15 protein-coding genes are annotated in these 16,590 nt (G+C 69.6%); 5 read left to right on the forward strand and 10 right to left on the reverse strand.

The window, feature by feature from the left end; all coding sequences use genetic code 11:
- Positions 1-22: 22 nt before the first annotated feature.
- The 6 genes from BLW84_RS01920 to glf all read right to left on the reverse strand — a co-directional run bounded on the left by BLW84_RS01920 (position 23) and on the right by glf (position 7,315).
- The gene (locus BLW84_RS01920; protein ID WP_177226218.1) at positions 23-1,609 is read right to left on the reverse strand and encodes an alkaline phosphatase D family protein; all 1,587 of its coding nucleotides are present in this window, start codon (positions 1,607-1,609) and stop codon (positions 23-25) included.
- Positions 1,610-1,692: 83 nt separating this feature from the next.
- Positions 1,693-2,250, reverse strand: coding sequence for a Uma2 family endonuclease (locus BLW84_RS01925; RefSeq protein ID WP_093260601.1), 558 nt, complete (start codon positions 2,248-2,250; stop codon positions 1,693-1,695).
- Positions 2,251-2,392: 142 nt separating this feature from the next.
- Positions 2,393-3,586, reverse strand: a complete 1,194-nt coding sequence (locus tag BLW84_RS01930; protein ID WP_245760873.1) for a decaprenyl-phosphate phosphoribosyltransferase — start codon at positions 3,584-3,586, stop codon at positions 2,393-2,395.
- Positions 3,579-4,148: a phosphatase PAP2 family protein gene (locus BLW84_RS01935; RefSeq protein WP_177226219.1), complete on the reverse strand. Its 570-nt coding sequence runs from the start codon at positions 4,146-4,148 to the stop codon at positions 3,579-3,581. Before BLW84_RS01935 ends, BLW84_RS01930 begins: the two co-directional genes overlap by 8 nt.
- Before the next feature lie 22 nt (positions 4,149-4,170).
- Positions 4,171-6,060, reverse strand: coding sequence for a glycosyltransferase (locus tag BLW84_RS01940; protein WP_177226251.1), 1,890 nt, complete (start codon positions 6,058-6,060; stop codon positions 4,171-4,173).
- 64 nt (positions 6,061-6,124) lie between these two features.
- A complete protein-coding gene (glf, locus tag BLW84_RS01945) occupies positions 6,125-7,315 on the reverse strand; it encodes a UDP-galactopyranose mutase (protein ID WP_093260606.1) in 1,191 nt (396 codons plus the stop codon).
- Between the two features lie 284 nt (positions 7,316-7,599).
- Between glf and BLW84_RS01950 the strand changes: the two genes are divergently transcribed.
- Positions 7,600-8,838: a glycosyltransferase 87 family protein gene (locus BLW84_RS01950; protein ID WP_177226220.1), complete on the forward strand. Its 1,239-nt coding sequence runs from the start codon at positions 7,600-7,602 to the stop codon at positions 8,836-8,838.
- Between the two features lie 305 nt (positions 8,839-9,143).
- Positions 9,144-10,187 (forward strand): peptidoglycan recognition protein family protein, encoded by a 1,044-nt coding sequence (locus tag BLW84_RS01955; protein WP_093260608.1) that lies wholly within the window; start codon positions 9,144-9,146, stop codon positions 10,185-10,187.
- Positions 10,188-10,242: 55 nt separating this feature from the next.
- On the opposite strand, the gene BLW84_RS01960 is transcribed toward BLW84_RS01955, so the two are convergent.
- On the reverse strand, positions 10,243-11,055 hold the full coding sequence (locus BLW84_RS01960; RefSeq protein ID WP_093260610.1) for an HAD family hydrolase: 813 nt from the start codon (positions 11,053-11,055) through the stop codon (positions 10,243-10,245).
- 126 nt (positions 11,056-11,181) lie between these two features.
- Here BLW84_RS01960 and BLW84_RS01965 point away from each other — a divergent pair, with 126 nt between their 5' ends.
- The 3 genes from BLW84_RS01965 to BLW84_RS01970 all read left to right on the forward strand — a co-directional run bounded on the left by BLW84_RS01965 (position 11,182) and on the right by BLW84_RS01970 (position 13,191).
- Positions 11,182-12,054, forward strand: a complete 873-nt coding sequence (locus BLW84_RS01965; protein ID WP_093260612.1) for an LLM class flavin-dependent oxidoreductase — start codon at positions 11,182-11,184, stop codon at positions 12,052-12,054.
- 304 nt (positions 12,055-12,358) lie between these two features.
- Positions 12,359-12,529: a hypothetical protein gene (locus BLW84_RS47175; protein WP_177226221.1), complete on the forward strand. Its 171-nt coding sequence runs from the start codon at positions 12,359-12,361 to the stop codon at positions 12,527-12,529.
- Between the two features lie 26 nt (positions 12,530-12,555).
- Positions 12,556-13,191 (forward strand): endonuclease, encoded by a 636-nt coding sequence (locus tag BLW84_RS01970; protein ID WP_093261069.1) that lies wholly within the window; start codon positions 12,556-12,558, stop codon positions 13,189-13,191.
- Positions 13,192-13,291: 100 nt separating this feature from the next.
- On the opposite strand, the gene serS is transcribed toward BLW84_RS01970, so the two are convergent.
- The 3 genes from serS to BLW84_RS01985 all read right to left on the reverse strand — a co-directional run bounded on the left by serS (position 13,292) and on the right by BLW84_RS01985 (position 16,571).
- Positions 13,292-14,554 (reverse strand): serine--tRNA ligase, encoded by a 1,263-nt coding sequence (serS, locus tag BLW84_RS01975; RefSeq protein ID WP_093260614.1) that lies wholly within the window; start codon positions 14,552-14,554, stop codon positions 13,292-13,294.
- 166 nt (positions 14,555-14,720) lie between these two features.
- Positions 14,721-15,890 (reverse strand): glutathionylspermidine synthase family protein, encoded by a 1,170-nt coding sequence (locus BLW84_RS01980; protein WP_093260616.1) that lies wholly within the window; start codon positions 15,888-15,890, stop codon positions 14,721-14,723.
- Between the two features lie 3 nt (positions 15,891-15,893).
- A complete protein-coding gene (locus BLW84_RS01985; RefSeq protein WP_245760874.1) occupies positions 15,894-16,571 on the reverse strand; it encodes a hypothetical protein in 678 nt (225 codons plus the stop codon).
- Positions 16,572-16,590 lie beyond the last annotated feature (19 nt).

Consider the following 16,590-nt stretch of genomic DNA (forward strand, 5'->3'; position numbering starts at 1 on the left):
TGAGCTGCGCGCCGCCCCCGGATCAGGCCTTGTTGAGGCCGGGCTTGCCGTCTTCGACCACGAACGACGCCAGGGTTTCCACCGGGGCGCCCGGCTTCGAGACGTACGGGACCACTCGGTAGTCCGCCCGCAGCTCGCCCGCCGTGAACTTCGTCCGGATGTAGCCCCGCTGGTTGTTGTACAGGCGGACGTGCGGGTTCTCCGCCAGGTAGCCCTTCTCCTTGTTCGTCAGGTTCGGCGAGCCGTCGCCGCCGCTGGTGATCGACGTGGTCGTCAGCTCCGTGCCGACGATCTTGTCGCCGTCGTGGACATCGTTGGCCCAGTTGGTGTGCACGTCACCGGTGAGCACCACCGGGTTCCGGGTCTTCGCCTGCTCCCAGCCCTGGATGACGCGGGTCCGCGAACCGACGTAGCCGTCCCAGGAGTCCGGGTTGTAGGCCTTGTCCGGGCCGTTGAGGTAGTCGATCTCGGCGAACATGACCTGCTGGCCGAGGACGTCCCACTTGGCGTTGGAGCTGCGCAGGCCGTGCAGCAGCCAGCGCTCCTGCTCGGCGCCGGTGAGGCTGCGCTTCGGGTCCAGCCGGGCCGGGTCCTGGGTCGGGAACTTGTCCCCGCCGACCTGGTCGTCGCGGTACTGCCGGGTGTCGAGCATGTGGAACGTCGCCAACCGTCCCCATTGGACGCGACGGTGCAGCCGCAGGTCGATGCCGTGCGGGATCTGCGCGCGGCGCAGCGGCATGTTCTCGTAGTAGGCCTGGAAGGCGGCCTTGCGGCGCTCCAGGAAGTTGGGCTGCGGGATCTCCGGCTTCTCGGGGATCTCGTCCGCCCAGTTGTTGTCCACCTCGTGGTCGTCCCACACCACGACCCACGGGGCCACCGCGTGCGCCTGCTGCAGGTCCGGGTCGGCCTTGTACTGGGCGTGCCGCTGGCGGTAGTTGGCCAGCGTCTCGGTCTCCGGCCCGGCGTGGTCGCGCGGGTTGCCGCTCGGCGCGACGTAGACCCCGGCCTTGTACTCGTACTGGTAGTCGCCGAGGTGCAGCACCAGGTCCGGGTGCTCCTCGGCGAGGTGCCGGTAGGCGGTGAAGTAGCCGTGCTCGTACTGCGCGCAGGACGCGAACGCCATGGAGAGGCTGGTCAGCGCGCCCGGCAGTGGCGCGGTGCGGGTGCGGCCGGTCGGCGAGAGCGAGCCCTCGGCGCGGAAGCGGTAGAAGTACTCGCGGTCCGGGCGCAGCCCGGACAGCTCGACGTGCACGCTGTGCCCCAGTTCCGGCGCGGCCTGCGCCTCGCCGCGCTGCACGACGCGCTTGAAACTCTCGTCCTCGGCGACCTCCCACTGCACCGGGAAGGTCCGGTCCGGCATGCCGCCCATGCCGTCCTCGGCCAGCGGGTTCACCGCCAGGCGGGTCCACAGCACGACGCCGTCGGGCGCGGGATCGCCGGACGCGACGCCGAGCGCGAAGACCTCGCCCCGGCGGGCGACGCCGGCACCCTGCTGCGCTACCGCCGGCAATGCGGCCACAGTGGACAGTGCGGCGGCACCCGCCAAGGTGCCGCCGAGCAACACGCTGCGCCGCGAGACGCCGGTGGGTTCAGACAAGACGACCTCCATCGTTCGGGAAACGCCACAACTCTTACCCCGAACGATGAAGGCACCCTGCCCACCGGGTGATCAGCAAATGAACAACCAACGCCTCACCGCAGCAACAACGCGGCGGGATCGACGGTCAGCTGAGACGGAGACTCCAGATGCATGGTCGTCGCGCTTTCCGAGACCAGGAGGTACCGCCCGTCCTTGAGCTCGTACGCGGCCAGACTGGTCGGGCTTTCAAGATCCACGATCCAGTAATTGGGGATCCCGGCCTCCGCGTATTCGGCGAACTTCAGAACCCGGTCGATTCTTCCCGAACCTGGCGAAATCACCTCGACCGCCAGCACCACGTCCGAAGCCTGGTACCGCGCGAGATTCTCCTTGGCCAATGCGGCCGGGACGACGACGAGATCAGGAACTCGCACAGTGGCCAAGTGCTCGAACAGCACGACTTCAACCTCGGCCAACGCAACCAAGGACTTGGGAAGCTGCGCCCGCAATTGGTAGCCGAGTTCCATCAGCGCCAACTGGTGGAAGGACACCGGCCGAGGAGTCACAGAGAGGTTCCCTTCAACGAGTTCAACGCGATGGCTGTTGTCCTCGGGAAGAGCGGCCCAATCTTCCAGGGACAGTAGATGGTCCGGCCACGCCGCAGCGCTCATCGCGCCCTCCTCCTCAGGCCAGGTACCGGTACTTGGTCATTGTGCCCTACTCGCCCGGTGGTGTCCCTGGTCAGCGGGTTGGGCCGAAATGCAGCGGCGCCCCCGGCCTGGTTCGGTCGGGGGCGCCGCTGTGTTCGTCTTCTTACAGGTAGAACGCCAGGAAGAGGCAGCCGGCGAGGATCACGCCGAGGACCATCAGGACCTTGTCCTTCAGGACCACTTCCTCCGGCTCCCCGGCCACGCCCTTGTCGATGTCCACCGCGTACCGCAGGATCGCGATCACCATCGGGATGATCGAGATCAGGCCCCAGCGGGACGCCTCGTCCTCCTGGATCGCGTACGCCCACAGTGCGTAGCACATGATCGTGATCGCCGCCGCGATCGCCCACACGAACCGCAGGTACGACGGCGAGTAGGCCTTCAGCGACTTGCGGATCTTCGCGCCGGTCTCCGACGCCAGCTTGACCTCGGCGTAGCGCTTGCCCGACACCATGAACAGCGAGCCGAACGCCACGATCAGGTAGAACCACTGCGTGATGACCAGGTGCGCGGCGGCACCACCGGCGATGGCGCGCAGCAGGAAACCGGACGCCACGATGCACAGGTCGATCACCGGCTGGTGCTTCAAGCCGAAGCAGTAGCCCAGCTGCACGACGATGTAGACCGCCATCACCGCGAACAGCTGCATGCTGGTCACGGCCGAGATCAGCAGCGAGCCGCCGAGCAGCAGCACGCACACCGCGTACGCGATCGGCACCGGGATCAGGCCGGCGGCGATCGGGCGGTTCCGCTTGGTCGGGTGCTGCCGGTCCGCCTCAACGTCGATCGCGTCGTTGACGAAGTAGATGCCGGACGCCGCCATCGAGAACACGATGAACGCGACGACCGAGTGCCACAGCACGCCCGGGTTGAGGATCTGGCCCGCCGCGAACGGCACGGCCAGCACCAGGACGTTCTTCACCCACTGCTTGGGGCGCAGTTCCTTGATCAGGCCGGTGACCAGGCCCGCCGTGGTGCCCGCCTTCGCGGTCACCTTCGCGTGGTAGGCGTCCGAGGACTTGTCCTTGATGTCGTCGGACTTCACCGGCGCGGCCTCCAGCACCTCGTCGCCGAACTCGGCGCCGATCGTGCCTTCCGCGTCCGCCTCGATCTCGGCCAGCTTGGCCTTCACGGCCTTATCGGCACCCGACTCGTCGTCGGACTCGTCGGTGCCGGGCTTCTCGGTTTCGGTCAGCACCGCGTCGCCGACGGCGGCACCGTTGCTGCCTTCCGCCTCGGCCTCGGCCGAGGCATCGGGCTTCCCGGTGTCGACCTCGGTTTCGTTCTTGTCAGCCACGGTTCCTCCGCCGTCTCATGAATCGCCGCACGCCCCACGCCACGGCACCGCCGAGCGCCGAGCCGGCGACCACATCGCTCGGATAATGAACCCCCAGGACAAGCCGGCTGACCATCATCGGCGGCACCAGCACCGGGGTCAGCTTCTTGCCCGTCATCCCGCCGTAGAGCACCGCGGCGGCCGTCGTGGACGTCGCGTGCGAGGACGGGAAGCTCAGCTTGCTCGGCGTGCCCACGAGCACCTGCACCTCGGGATCGGCGGGCCGCCGGCGCCGCACCACACGCTTCACCGCGATCGACGCCGCGTGCGCGGCGGCGACCCCGGCGGCGGCGGTCAGCCACTCGCCGCGGCGCTCGCGGTCCACCAGCGCGCCGACCGCGCCGATGGCCAGCCAGCCGCCGGCGTGCTCGCCGAACAGCGACATCGCCCGCGCGGTCTTCACCACCGCCGGCTTCGCCAGCGCGCCCTGCACCTTGCGCAGCGCGACGGTCTCGGGGGTGACCGCCGCCGATGCCTCTTCAGCGAGTTCTTCGGGGGCGGTCGCCGTCGTCAGCTCTGCCACATCGTCTCCGGGTGAGTCGGGGTCACTTCTTGTCGAAGACCTGTTTCCAGGACTCCGCACTGGTCAGCTCGGGCAGCGCGGCGCGGTAGACCGACCGCAGCCGACCCCACTCCTGCGCCAGCCGCTTGTAGTTCGCCAGCGCGCGCACGCCGAGCCGGCGGAACTCCTCCGGGTCGCGGCGCCGGAACGCCACGCCGCTGCCGTCGGCGTTCGACACTGTCGCGCTGTCCAGGTTGCCCAGCAGGAACCACCGGGCGGCGGCAGCGGGCACGTTCAGCTGGGGCCGGTCGGAGGCCTCCCTCGTCGGCTCCTTGAGGTTGTGCAGCAGCGCCTTGGACGCGCGGGCCGCGATCACCGCCGGGTTCACCGGCGGCTTGAGCAGGCCCTCGGCCATGATCGGGTCCGCCGACGGAGGCGGGAACTCGCGGGCCGACGGCAGCGTCTTGGCGTCGTCGTAGTCCTTGCGCAGCTCGCGGACCTCCGGCAGCGCCGTGCGCAGCGTCTCGAACAGCCCGTCCGGGCCGGCCATGAAGTCCTCGAGCGCCTTCTGCTGCACCGCGACCGTGGAGTACTCCATCGACAGCAGGTGCCGGAGCGTGAGCTTGAGGCCCTGCTTGACGATGTTGGACTTGACTTCCTCCGGGCTGTGCAGCGCGGCCAGGATCAGCCGGTTGCGGGTGTGGAAGTACGCGGTCCAGTCCGTGGCGTCGTTCTTGTCGGTCCACGGCATGTGCCAGATCGCCGCGCCCGGCAGCGTCACCGTCGGGAACCCGTGCCCGCCCGCGCGCAGGGAGTACTCGGAGTCGTCGTGCTTGATGAACAGCGGCAGCGGCAGCCCGGTGCGCTCGATGACCTCGCGCGGGAACAGGCACATCCACCAGCCGTTGTAGGTGGAGTGGATGCGCTGGTGCAGCTTGGCCGTCTTGCGCAGCGTCTTCTTGGCGAAGTCGTGGTCGGTGACCGCGCCCGGCGCGGCCCGCCAGACGCCCTGCGCCAGGTCGACGACCTCGCCCATGGTGTGCAGCCGCGAGCGGGCCTGCAGGTTGAGCATCTGCCCGCCGACGATCACCGGGTTCGACGCCGCGCGCGCGAACGCGTTCGCACGGAGCACGCCGTCGGGCTCCAGCGCGATGTCGTCGTCGATGACCATGACCTGCTCGGCGTCCGAGTTGTGCACGCCCTCGTACATGACCCGCGTGAAGCCGCCGGAGCCGCCGAGGTTGTCCTGCTCGATGACGTGCAGCTTGTCGCCGATCCGGCGGGCGGCCTCGTCGAAGCCCTCGGTGTCGCGGATCTTCTGCGGGCCCTGGTCGGCCACCACGACCCGCTCCACGACCGCCATCACGTCGGGGTCCTCGCCCAGCGTCTGCAGGGCGAGCACGCAGTCGGCGGGCCGGATCGTGGTGGTGCCGATCAGCACCTTCTGCTTGGGCAGCGGCACGTCGGTGGTCCACGCCGCCTCGTCGATCTCCAGCGAGGCGTCGTTGGTGAACAGGTCGAACCAGATCCAGCCGCCGTCCTCGAACGGCGTCAGCGCCACCCGGAACTCCAGCGTCGTCCAGTCCGGGCTGTCGACCGGGCTGCCCTGCAGGTGGACGCTGTCGCCGTTGGCCTTCGAGCGGTAGACGTCGAGCCGACCGGCCCCCTTGACCTTCAGCCGCAGCACGACCTCGTCGACCTTGGTCCAACGCTTCCAGTAGCTGGCCGGGAAGGCGTTGAAGTAGGAGGCCAGGGAGATCTTGCTGTTCGCGGGCACCAGCAGGCGGCGGCGCGACACGACGGTCGCGGAACTGTTCAGCGCCGCGGGCTCGTCGATGTACAGCGGGCGCACGTCCAGCGGGTCTTCGCCGCGCGGGAACACGACGCGCTGCAGCACCTGCTCGGGCGCCGCATCGGCGGTCCCGGCGCGCATCGACGTCACGTCGCTGAGCTTGCTCTCGCCCGCGGCGGCATCTCGGGGGGTCCGGTCGGTCACGTCAGTCCTCCAGCGAGCCGTCCAGCGAGCGCCCCTCGGTGAAGTACGGGGCGATCTTGTTGTCGAACATGCTCAAGGCCGAACCGATGGCCATGTGCATGTCCAGGTACTTGTAGGTCCCGAGCCGCCCGCCGAAGACGACCTTCCGCTCCTTGGCCTCCTTCTTGGCCAGCTCGCGGTAGGCCTCCAGCTTCTGCCGGTCCTCCGGGGTGTTGATCGGGTAGTACGGTTCGTCGCCGCTCTCCGCGGCCCGCGAGTACTCGCGGACGACGACCGTCTTGTCCTTCGGGTAGTAGTCCCGCTCCGGGTGGAAGTGCCGGAACTCGTGGATCCGGGTGTACGGGACTTCCTGGTCGGCGTAGTTCATCACCGACGTGCCCTGGAAGTCACCGGTCTGCACGACCTCGGTCTCGAAGTCCAGGGTGCGCCAGCCCAGCTCGCCCTCGGCGAAGTCGAAGTAGCGGTCCAGCGGGCCGGTGTAGACGACCGGCACGTCGGCCGGCAGCTCGGCGCGCAAGTCGAAGAAGTCGGTGTTCACCCGGACCTCGATGTTCGGGTGGTCGGCCATCTTCTGCAGCCAGGCCGTGTAGCCCTCGACCGGCAGACCCTCGAAGCTGTCGTTGAAGTACCGGTTGTTGAAGTTGTAGCGGACCGGCAGGCGGCTGATGACGGCCGCGGGCAGTTCCTTGGGGTCGGTCTGCCACTGCTTGGCCGTGTACCCGCGCACGAACGCCTCGTACAGCGGGCGGCCGATCAGCGAGATGGCCTTCTCCTCCAGGTTCTGCGCGTCCGCCGTGTCGATCTCGGACGCCTGCTCGGCGACCAGCGCCTTGGCCTCGTCCGGGGTGAACGAGCGGCCGAAGAACTGGCCCAACAGGCCCAAGTTCATCGGGAACGAGTAAATCTGCCCCTGGTACTTGGTGAACACCCGGTGCTGGTAGTCCGTGAACTCGGTGAACTGGTTCACGTAGTCCCACACGCGTTTGTTCGAGGTGTGGAAGAGGTGCGCGCCGTAGCGGTGCACCTCGATACCCGTTTCGGGCTCCGCCTCCGAGTAGGCGTTGCCGCCGATGTGGTCACGTCGGTCCAGCACCAGCACCCGCTTGTCCAGCTGGGTGGCGGCGCGCTCTGCGATCGTGAGGCCGAAGAATCCGGAACCAACAACGATCAGGTCATAGCCTGCGAAGCTCACAGCCGTCGAGGGTAGCGGGGACGAACCACCGGCCCGAAACCGCGTTGACGTTCCAGGCTACGCATGGCTACGCGGCGTGTTGATATCGCGTCAGCGGGCCGCATTTTCGCTCTTGATCAGGCATTTTCCGCAACAGCGGGTGATTCAGGCAGTACCGTTCGCAGCTATTCCCGAATGTTATTACTCGTCAGGCGACCCGGCCGGTGTGTCGTGCCTTCGATAACATCGCGCCGGCGCGACGCGGGGCGCCGCGCCGCATTCCCAGGGGGCGGTGAGCATCGGTTTTGGCACGCGCACGTGATGGGCGGATCCTGCTGGTCGCGGCGGTGGTCGTCGAGATCCTCGCGATCTGGTTCGTGCACTGGATCGACACCCGCGGCTACCTGGACACCGAGATCTACCGGCTCGGTGCCCGCGCGTGGCTGAACGGCATCCCGGTGTACGGCGACGACCTGACGCCGGAGACGCCGGACTACGGCACGCTGCCGTTCATCTACCCGCCGTTCGCGGCGCTGCTGTTCATCCCGCTGACCTGGCTGCCGGTGGACGGCGCGGTGGTGCTGGTGGCGGTGCTGTCGCACGTCGCGATCCTCGTCACGGCCTACTCGCTGGCCCGCTCGTCCAGCTACCTCGCGCCGCGCGCCGGGCAGGTCGCGGTGGCCACGGCGGTGCTGATGTCGTGGTTCACGCTGATCGAGCCGTCCCGCGAGACCATCAACTACGGGCAGATCAACCTGGTGCTGATGGCGCTGGTCGCGGCCGACTGCCTGCTGCCGCACACCCGGTGGCCGCGCGGGCTGCTGGTGGGCATCGCGGCGGCGATCAAGCTCACGCCGCTGGGTTTCCTGCTGCTGTTCCTGCTGCGCCGGGACCACCGGGCGATGGCCGTGACCGGCGCCACATTCGCCGCCACCGTGCTGATCGGCTGGATCGCCGCGCCGAAGGACTCGGCCGACTGGTGGCTGGACCGGATGCTGTCCACCGGGGACTCGTTCGGCACCGTCTACGCGGGCAACCTCACGTTGCGAAGCCTGCTGGCGAAGCAGTCGCTGACCGGGTTCGAGCTGAACTCGCTGTGGCTGCTCGGATCGGTGCTGCTGCTCGTGCTGGCGGTGCTCGGCATGCGGTACGCGCTGCGGATGGACAACGTGCCGCTGGCGCTGGTGCTCAACGCCGTGCTGGTGCTGCTGGTTTCGCCGATCTCCTGGTCGCACCACTGGGTCTGGGCCGGGCCGGCGCTGGCGCTGTGGTTCGCGATGTCCCTGCGGCACCGCTGGTACTCCGTGCTGATCACGGTCGGGTTGTGCGCGCTGACGGTGCTCGCCGGCCCGCAGTGGTACCTGCCCAACACCGAGGACCGCGAGCTGGACTGGACGTTCTCGCAGCAGGTCGTCGGCAACGCGTACACGCTGATCGGCATCGGTTTCCTGATCGCCGGGGCGGTCGCCCACGTCCGCTTCCGGTCCCGGCACGACCCGGGGTCCCCAGTGGAACCGAAGGCCGGGTTTCCGCTGAAGCCGTAGGAGTTGTCCGCAATCTCCGGTGTGTCGTGCCCCGACACGCCGGAGGTCCGCAATTTCCATTGAGCGTTTTTCATCCTCGTTCTGCGTGGCGGTGCGGGTGGCGGAATCTCAGCGCCCGCCTGGACTGCGGGGGCCCAACCTGATGTATGTCCAGATCCGATTTCCGTTGAAATTGCGGATGTTGTCCACAGGGGACGAACGGGTGCGGTCACTCGTCCAGAGCAGTTGGACCGGCGGATGATCGGCGCCCACCGCATACTCGCCTCGCACAGCCCCGATCGCCGCGCGGAAACGAGGTATCGCCCATGCGTCTCCGGTTGAGCGTTCCGATCGCACTGCTGCTCGCCTCCACCGCACTGCCCGCCGCGGCGGAGCCCCCCGAAACCACCAGCACCCGAATCGCGTTGCGCGACGCACCGCTGACCCGCGACGCGACGCGGGAGGTGCACGCCGACCGCGCCTTCGGCCTGATCGGGCTGACCTGGCGCGGCCCGGCGCCGGACCGCATCGAGGTGCGCACCCGGAGCGGCTCCGGCTGGACCCCGTGGACGGCGCTGGAACCGATCGACTCGGCTCCCGAACGCGACACTCAGCAGGGCAGCGAACCACTGTGGACCGGCCGCTCCGACTCCGCGCAAGTGCGGGCCAGCCGGGGCGGCGTCGACGTGACGGGCGATCTGGAACTCGTCGCGATCGACCCGGGCACCGCACCGGCCCCGGCGCCCCGATCGAGCGCTCCCGGCCAGCCGCCGGTCGTCGGCCGCGCGGAGTGGGGCGCCGACGAGAGCCAGATGACCTGGCCGCCGGAACGCACCAAGACCAAGGCCGTCACGGTGCACCACACCGCCGGGACCAACGACTACGCCTGCCGCGAGTCGGCCGCCCTCGTGCGGGCGATCTACCGCTACCACGCCGTCGAGCTGAAGTGGGGCGACATCGGCTACCACGCGCTGGTCGACAAGTGCGGCACGATCTTCGAGGGCCGCGCGGGCGGGCTGCGCGACGACATCGTCGGCGGGCACGCGCGGGGCTTCAACCAGGGCACGTTCGGCGTGTCGATGATGGGCAACTACGACGGCGTCGTGCCGTCCCGCGACACCGTCGAGTCGGTCGCGGCGATCAGCGCGTGGAAGCTGGGCACGGCCGAGGTGGCCGCGGACGGCCGCACCGAGCTGATCGCGGGCCGCGCCGACAACTCGCACTTCCCGGCCGGTGCGGCGGTCCCGCTACCGACGATCTTCGGTCACCGCGACGTCAGCAAGACGGCCTGCCCGGGGCAGCGCGGCTACGAGCAGCTCGACGAGATCCGCGCCCGCGCGACGGCCCTGCAACGCGACCACCGGCCGTAACCCCGCGACCGAGGTCCCGGTGCCGGAGTGACCGCAGTTTCAATTGAAACTGCGGTCACCACCAGCGGTCGAGGACGTGCGCCACGCCGTCCTCGGCGTTGGTGATCGTGACCTCGTCGGCCGCCGCCAAGGCCTCCTGGTGGGCGTTGCGCATCGCCACGCCGTGGCCCGCCCACTCCAGCATCGGCACGTCGTTGGGCATGTCGCCGAAGGCGATCACGTCCTCCCGGGCCACGCCGAGCTCCGCGGCCACCGCCGCCAGCCCGGTCGCCTTGTCCACGCCCGCCGCCGACAGCTCGATCAGGCCCGCCGTGGTCGAGTAGGTCAGCTGCAGCTGCGAGCCCAGCACCTCGCCGGCCGCCGCGGCCATCTCCGCGCTGGTCATGTGCTCGTGCAGGACCAGCAACTTCACCGCCGGCTTGCCGGTCAGCTCATCGGTGCCGGCCACCCGGATGTCCGAATTCGGCCACGCCCGGCGGAAGCCCGCCTCGGCGAGGAACTGCTCGTGCAGCCGGTCCCGCGCCCCGTCGGTGGTCCGCTCCACCGCGAAGGCGCAGCCCGGCAGCTCGCGCCGCAGCTCGCGGGCCACGTCGTGCAGCAGAACCGGGTCGATCACGTGGCTTTGCAGCACCCGGTCGGCGGCCGCGTCGTAGAGCACCGCGCCGTTCGCGCACACCGTCACCCCGGACACGCCCAGGCCCTCGACCACCATCGGCACCCAGCGCGGCGGACGCCCCGTGACCAGGACGAACGGTGTTCCCGACGCGACCACCCGCTGCACCGTCCGCGCGGTGCGAGGGCTCACTCGCTCCATCGGGTCGAGCAGGGTTCCGTCCACGTCGGATGCCACCAGGCCGGGTTTGCGCACGACGCCATCCTGCCTGGTCCTGGTCGTGGCCCAGGAGCCGAGGACCCGCCGCAGCGACCCGCGCCACGTTTCCGCATCACCTGATCGGGTCGATAAGGGCGGGGCGCTACAAGTACGGTCAACGGCGTGCGAGTTGGGATCGTGATTTTGCCCGAACACCGGTGGTGGGCCGCTGAGCCGCTGTGGCGGATGGCCGAGGAGTACGGCTTCGCCCACGCGTGGACCTACGACCACCTCGGTTGGCGGTCCCTCGTGGACAAGCCGTGGTTCGACGCGGTTCCGACGCTGACCGCGGCCGCCACGGTCACCTCGACGATCCGGCTGGGCACCCTGGTCGCGTCGCCGAACTTCCGGCACCCCGCGCACTTCGCGCGGGAGCTGACCGCGCTGGACGACATCGCCGACGGCCGCATCACCCTGGGCATCGGCGCCGGTGGCGTCGGCTTCGACGCGCACGTGCTGGGCCGCCCGGAGCTGACCGCCGGGCAGCGCGTCGACCGGTTCACCGAGTTCGTCGAGCTGCTCGACCAGATCCTCACCCGCGACAGCACCGACCACTCCGGCGAGTACTACACCGCCGTCGAGGCGCACCGGGCGCCCGGCTGCGTGCAGCTGCCCCGGATGCCGTTCGTGATCGCCGCCAACGGGCCGCGGTCGATGCGGCTGGCGGCCCGGTACGGCCAGGGCTGGGTGACCACCGGGCGGGAGGCCGACGACCCGGAGGCCTGGTGGCGGTCGGTCGCGGAGCTGTCGCTGCGGTTCGCCGAGGTGCTCGCCGAGCAGGGCCGGGACCCGGCGAAGGTCGACAAGTACCTGCAGGTGGACGCCGGCCCGGTGTACTCGATGTCCAGTGTGGATCACTTCCGGGACGTGGTCGGCCGGGCGGCGGAGCTCGGCTTCACCGACGTCATCACGCATTGGCCGCGGGCCGACGAGCCCTACGCGGGCAAGGAGTCCACCGTCGAGGAGATCGCCTCGGAGGTCCTCCCCGAACTGTGATATCCCCGCGACAACTCGAGCACGATGCGTGCGCATCTCACGCGGCATGCACAGCACCACGTGGTGACGTAATCGCCGATTCGCCGTTCTGCCGTTCGCCGCGCTCGCGCTGACCGCGCTGGTCACCGCGGGCTGCGGGCAGGCTCCGGGCGGCACCACGGCAGCAGCGCCGCAGCCGGCGGCGGGCACCGAGCAGAACGGGTCGCAGGCCACCGAATCGGCGGGCGAGACCGCCGGACCGACGCAGAAGAAGCGCTTCCCGAACACGACCTTCTACGCCCAGGTCGGTCACTACGACAGCGACATGCTGGAGTTCAAGGCCGCCACGTACGAGGACCTGGGCCCGGACGCGATGAAGGACCGGAAGGTCCTGGGACCCGACCCGGCCGACCCGAAGACCCACCAGCTGCACCTGTCCCCGGAACTCCGCGGGCTCGCCGTGATCGCAGGTGTGCCCCCGGCGGTCGCCGGGTAGGCCTTGCGCGGCAGGAGGTGGTGACGATGTCGGCGGAGAACGTCGTGCAACGCCTGCTGGACGAGGCGGGCACCACCTACGCCGCCCAGGCCGGGATCTCGCTGGCGAACAAGCCCGCCCCGCTGTACCGGCTGCTGGTGCTGGCGGTGCTGATGTCCACCAGGATCAAGGCCGAGCTGGCGGTGTCGGCCGCACGGGAACTCGCGGAGTTCGGGACGCCGCAGAAGATGTGCGACGCGACCTGGCAGCAGCGCGTCGACGCGCTCGACCGCGGGCACTACGCGCGGTACGACGAGAGCACCGCCACGGCGCTCGGCAAGGGCGCGCAGCTGCTGATCGACCAGTACCACGGGGATCTCCGGCGGATCCAGGCGAAGGCGGACGGAGACATCGACGTGCTGCAGGAGAAGCTCACCGAGCTGCCCCGGCTCGGCCCGGTGGGCGTGGACATCTTCTGCCGCGAGGTGCAGCTGGTGTGGCCGGAACTGCGGCCGTTCTTCGACAAGAAGGCGTTGGCGGGCGCGGAGAAGCTGGGCCTGCCGACCGATCCGGACGAGCTCGCGGAGCTCGTCGAGGGGCACGATCTCGCACGCCTGGCGGCGGCCCTGGTGCGAGCGACGCTGGACCGCGGCCTCGCCGCGGAGATCACCAAGGCGGCATGACCCCGCTGGTCACCGATTTCCGCAGTTTCAATTGAAACTGCGCACCAGACACGGGCAGGGCCGCAGTTTCAATTGAAACTGCGGCCCTGCCCGTGGTCGGTCACTTGGGTTCGATGACCTCGCGGCCGCCGAGGAACGGGCGCAGCGCTTCGGGCACTCGCACCGAACCGTCCGGCTGCTGGTGGTTCTCCAGGATCGCGACGATCCAGCGGGTCGTCGCCAGCGTGCCGTTGAGGGTGGCCGCGATCTGCGGACGGCCGTCCTCGTCGCGGTAGCGGGTGTTCAGCCGCCGCGCCTGGAACGTCGTGCAGTTCGACGTCGAGGTCAGCTCGCGGTACGTCTGCTGACTCGGCACCCACGCCTCGCAGTCGTACTTGCGGGCCGCGCTGGCACCGAGGTCTCCCGCCGCCGTGTCGATGACCCGGTAGGGCACCTCGATCTTGGCGAGCATCTCCTCTTCCCACGCCAGCAGCCGCTCGTGCTCGTCGCGGGCCTCGTCCTCGCGGCAGTAGACGAACATCTCCAGCTTGTTGAACTGGTGCACGCGGATGATGCCGCGGGTGTCGCGGCCGTAGGACCCGGCCTCCCGGCGGAAGCACGTCGACCAGCCCGCGTAGCGCAGCGGCCCGGCGGAGAAGTCCACGATCTCGCCCGAGTGGTAACCGGCCAGCGGGACCTCGGAGGTGCCGACCAGGTAGAGGTCGTCCTCCTCCAGCCGGTACACCTCGGTGGAGTGCGCGCCGAGGAACCCGGTGCCCTCCATGATCTCCGGGCGCACCAGCACCGGCGGCACGACCAGCGTGAAACCGGCGGCGGCGGCCTGCGCGGCGGCCATGTTCAGCAGCGCCAGCTCCAACTGCGCGCCGATGCCGGTCAAGAAGTAGAACCGGGCGCCCGCGACCTTCGCGCCGCGCTCCATGTCGAAGGCGCCGATCCCGGTGCCCAGCTCGACGTGGTCCTTGATCTCGAAGTCGAACTCGCGCGGCACGCCGACGTGCTTGAGCACGGCGTAGTCGTCCTCGCCGCCTGGCGGCACATCGGGCTCGACGATGTTGGAGACGGCCTTCTGCGCCCGCAGCAGCTCCTCGTCGCCTGCCGACTGCTCCGCCTCGGCCTCCTTGACCTGAGCGGCGAGCTCCTTGGCGCGGGCCAGCAGCGCGTCGCGCTCCTCGCCCTTGGCCTTGCCGACCTGCTTGCCGAGCTGCTTCTGCTCCGCGCGCAGGTTGTCCGCCCGGGACACCGCGGACCTGCGACGCTCGTCGGCGGACAGCAGCGCATCCACCAGGGACGCGTCTTCTCCTCGCGCGCGCTGCGAAGCGCGCACGGCTTCCGGATCATCGCGTAGCGTCTTCAGGTCGATCACAGCTGGTCAGCGTAGTCCGCGCCGTCGACGTGCCGACCCGCAGGGTGCGCTCAACGCCGTCGCCTGCGCCCACGGGCGCGAGCCACCCGATTTCAGGCGAAACCGGGAAGCCGATCGGGTCGCGGGGCTCGTGGGTGCCGGGCCGGATCGGAAGCCGACCGCGGTGTCAGGCGGTGCCGGGGATGCGGTGCGGGACGAAGGCCGCCCCGTCGTCGGTGATCAGGCCCGCCGTCTCGCGGATGCCCAGGCCCGCCGAGGAGTCGCCGACCACCCAGGCGCCGAGGGCCGGGCGCATCCCGTCGAACTCCGGCAGCGGGTCGAACGCCTGGTAGACGTAGCCTTCCTCGCCGTACACGCCGCTCGTCTCGGTCTCCCAGCCCGGCGCGACGACCTGGATGTTGTTGCCCTCGCGGCCCAGGCGCGGCTTGCGCACGTACTCGGTCAGCAGCCCGGGCTGGTCCAGGAACGTCGGCAGCAGGTTCGGGTGCCCCGGGTGCATCTCCCACAGGATCGCCAGCAGCGCCTTGTTGGACAGCAGCATCTTCCACAGCGGTTCGACCCACTGCGTGGCCGGCAGCGTCTTGACGGCGTGCTTGCCGAAGTCGTCGTCGACCATCCACTCCCAGGGGTAGATCTTGACGACGGAGTTCATCGGCGCTTCTTCGAGGTCGACGAAGCGCTCCAGCAGGCTGTCCCAGCCGATCTCCTCGATGGGCAGGCCGACGGTGTCCAGCCCGGCCTCCGCGGCGGTCTCCTGCAGGTACGCCGCGGTGATGTTGTCCTCACCGGTGACGTCGGCGGACGACCAGGTGAAGTGCGCCTCGTTGGTGGCCAGCTGGTCCTTGATCTCACCCCAGCGCTCGACGAGCTTCTCGTGGATGGAGTTCCACTGGTCGTCGCCCTCGTGGCACTCGGTCAGCCAGTGCCACTGCACGACCGCCGCCTCCAGCAGCGACGTCGGGGTGTCGGCGTTGTACTCCAGCAGCTTCGCCGGGCCGGTGCCGTCGTAGCGCAGGTCGAACCGGCCGTACAGGTGCGGATCGTGGCGCTTCCAGGACTCGGCGATGTGCGGCCAGACCCACTCCGGGATGCCGAAGTCCTTGTAGCGCTCGGTGATGATGACGTGGTCGACGGCGTCCAGGCACATCGAGTGCAGCAGCTCGACGTCGGCCTCCAGCGAGAGCACCTCGTCGAGGCTGAACTCGTAGTGCACGCCCTCGTCCCAGTAGGGCCGCGCCGAGCCGTCGGCCGCGCGTGCGGGCGTGCCGAAGACGAGCCCGAGCTCCTCGACCTTGGCCTGCCAGTCCGGTCGTCGTGCCGTGGTCCTGCGCCGCACTCGTCAGCTCCCGCTACTGCCGCTCTTGTTGTTGATGCCGAACCCACCGCGCTGGATGGTCTTGCCGCTGCTGTCCTTGATCGTCGAGCCGGACGGCTTGGTGAACGACGAACCGGACGCGGGCGAACCGACCGGCGGCGCCGACACACCGGCGGGCGTGTAGGCGTACCGGTAGGAGGTGTGCTGCCCGCTGGGAATCGTGGTGCCGGGCAGGAAGATCGGCATGAAAAACATGCCGCCGCTGTGGTAGCCGCCGTGCGAGGACACGTACTGCTCGTTGCAGAACTGGTCCTGGTCGCGGACTCCGGGCTGGCCCGACTGGTCCGTGGCGCAGTACTCCTGCGAGGCGTTGGCCTCGTTGCTGATCTCCGACGCGGAGTACATCGCGGCCACCAGCGCCACGACGCCGACCGTCGCGCCGCCGCCGATCATGATGCGGCGCCGCCGCTTCGTCTTCGCCTCCGCAGCCGCCAGCTCGGCGCTGTGCTGCTCCTCACGGCGCTTCTCCGCGGCGATGCGGGCGCGCTGCTCCGCCAACGTCGGCTCGCGCGGCGTCGTGTTCTCGTCCTGGTACCGGATCCGGCCGCGCCCCGCCGACTCGGGCGACTCCGGTTGGGCCGGTTGCTCCGGGTTGCCCGGCGGGTTCCCCCCGCCCCACTGCTGCCGGTCGTCGTCTGCCACTGGCTTGCCATCTTCCGTC

The organism is Saccharopolyspora shandongensis, assembly GCF_900106995.1.
Taxonomy (GTDB): Bacteria; Actinomycetota; Actinomycetes; order Mycobacteriales; family Pseudonocardiaceae; genus Saccharopolyspora; species Saccharopolyspora shandongensis.

Bases quoted from the DNA above. Each gene is read 5' to 3' on its own strand.
- BLW84_RS01940 (WP_177226251.1), bottom strand. From the start codon at position 6,060: ATGCGCGCCGGGACCGCCGATGCGGCGCCCGAGCAGGTGCTGCAGCGC.
- BLW84_RS01955 (WP_093260608.1), top strand. From the start codon at position 9,144: ATGCGTCTCCGGTTGAGCGTTCCGATCGCACTGCTGCTCGCCTCCACC.
- BLW84_RS47175 (WP_177226221.1), top strand. From the start codon at position 12,359: ATGCTGGAGTTCAAGGCCGCCACGTACGAGGACCTGGGCCCGGACGCG.
- BLW84_RS01920 (WP_177226218.1), bottom strand. From the start codon at position 1,609: ATGGAGGTCGTCTTGTCTGAACCCACCGGCGTCTCGCGGCGCAGCGTG.
- BLW84_RS01925 (WP_093260601.1), bottom strand. From the start codon at position 2,250: ATGAGCGCTGCGGCGTGGCCGGACCATCTACTGTCCCTGGAAGATTGG.
- BLW84_RS01970 (WP_093261069.1), top strand. From the start codon at position 12,556: ATGTCGGCGGAGAACGTCGTGCAACGCCTGCTGGACGAGGCGGGCACC.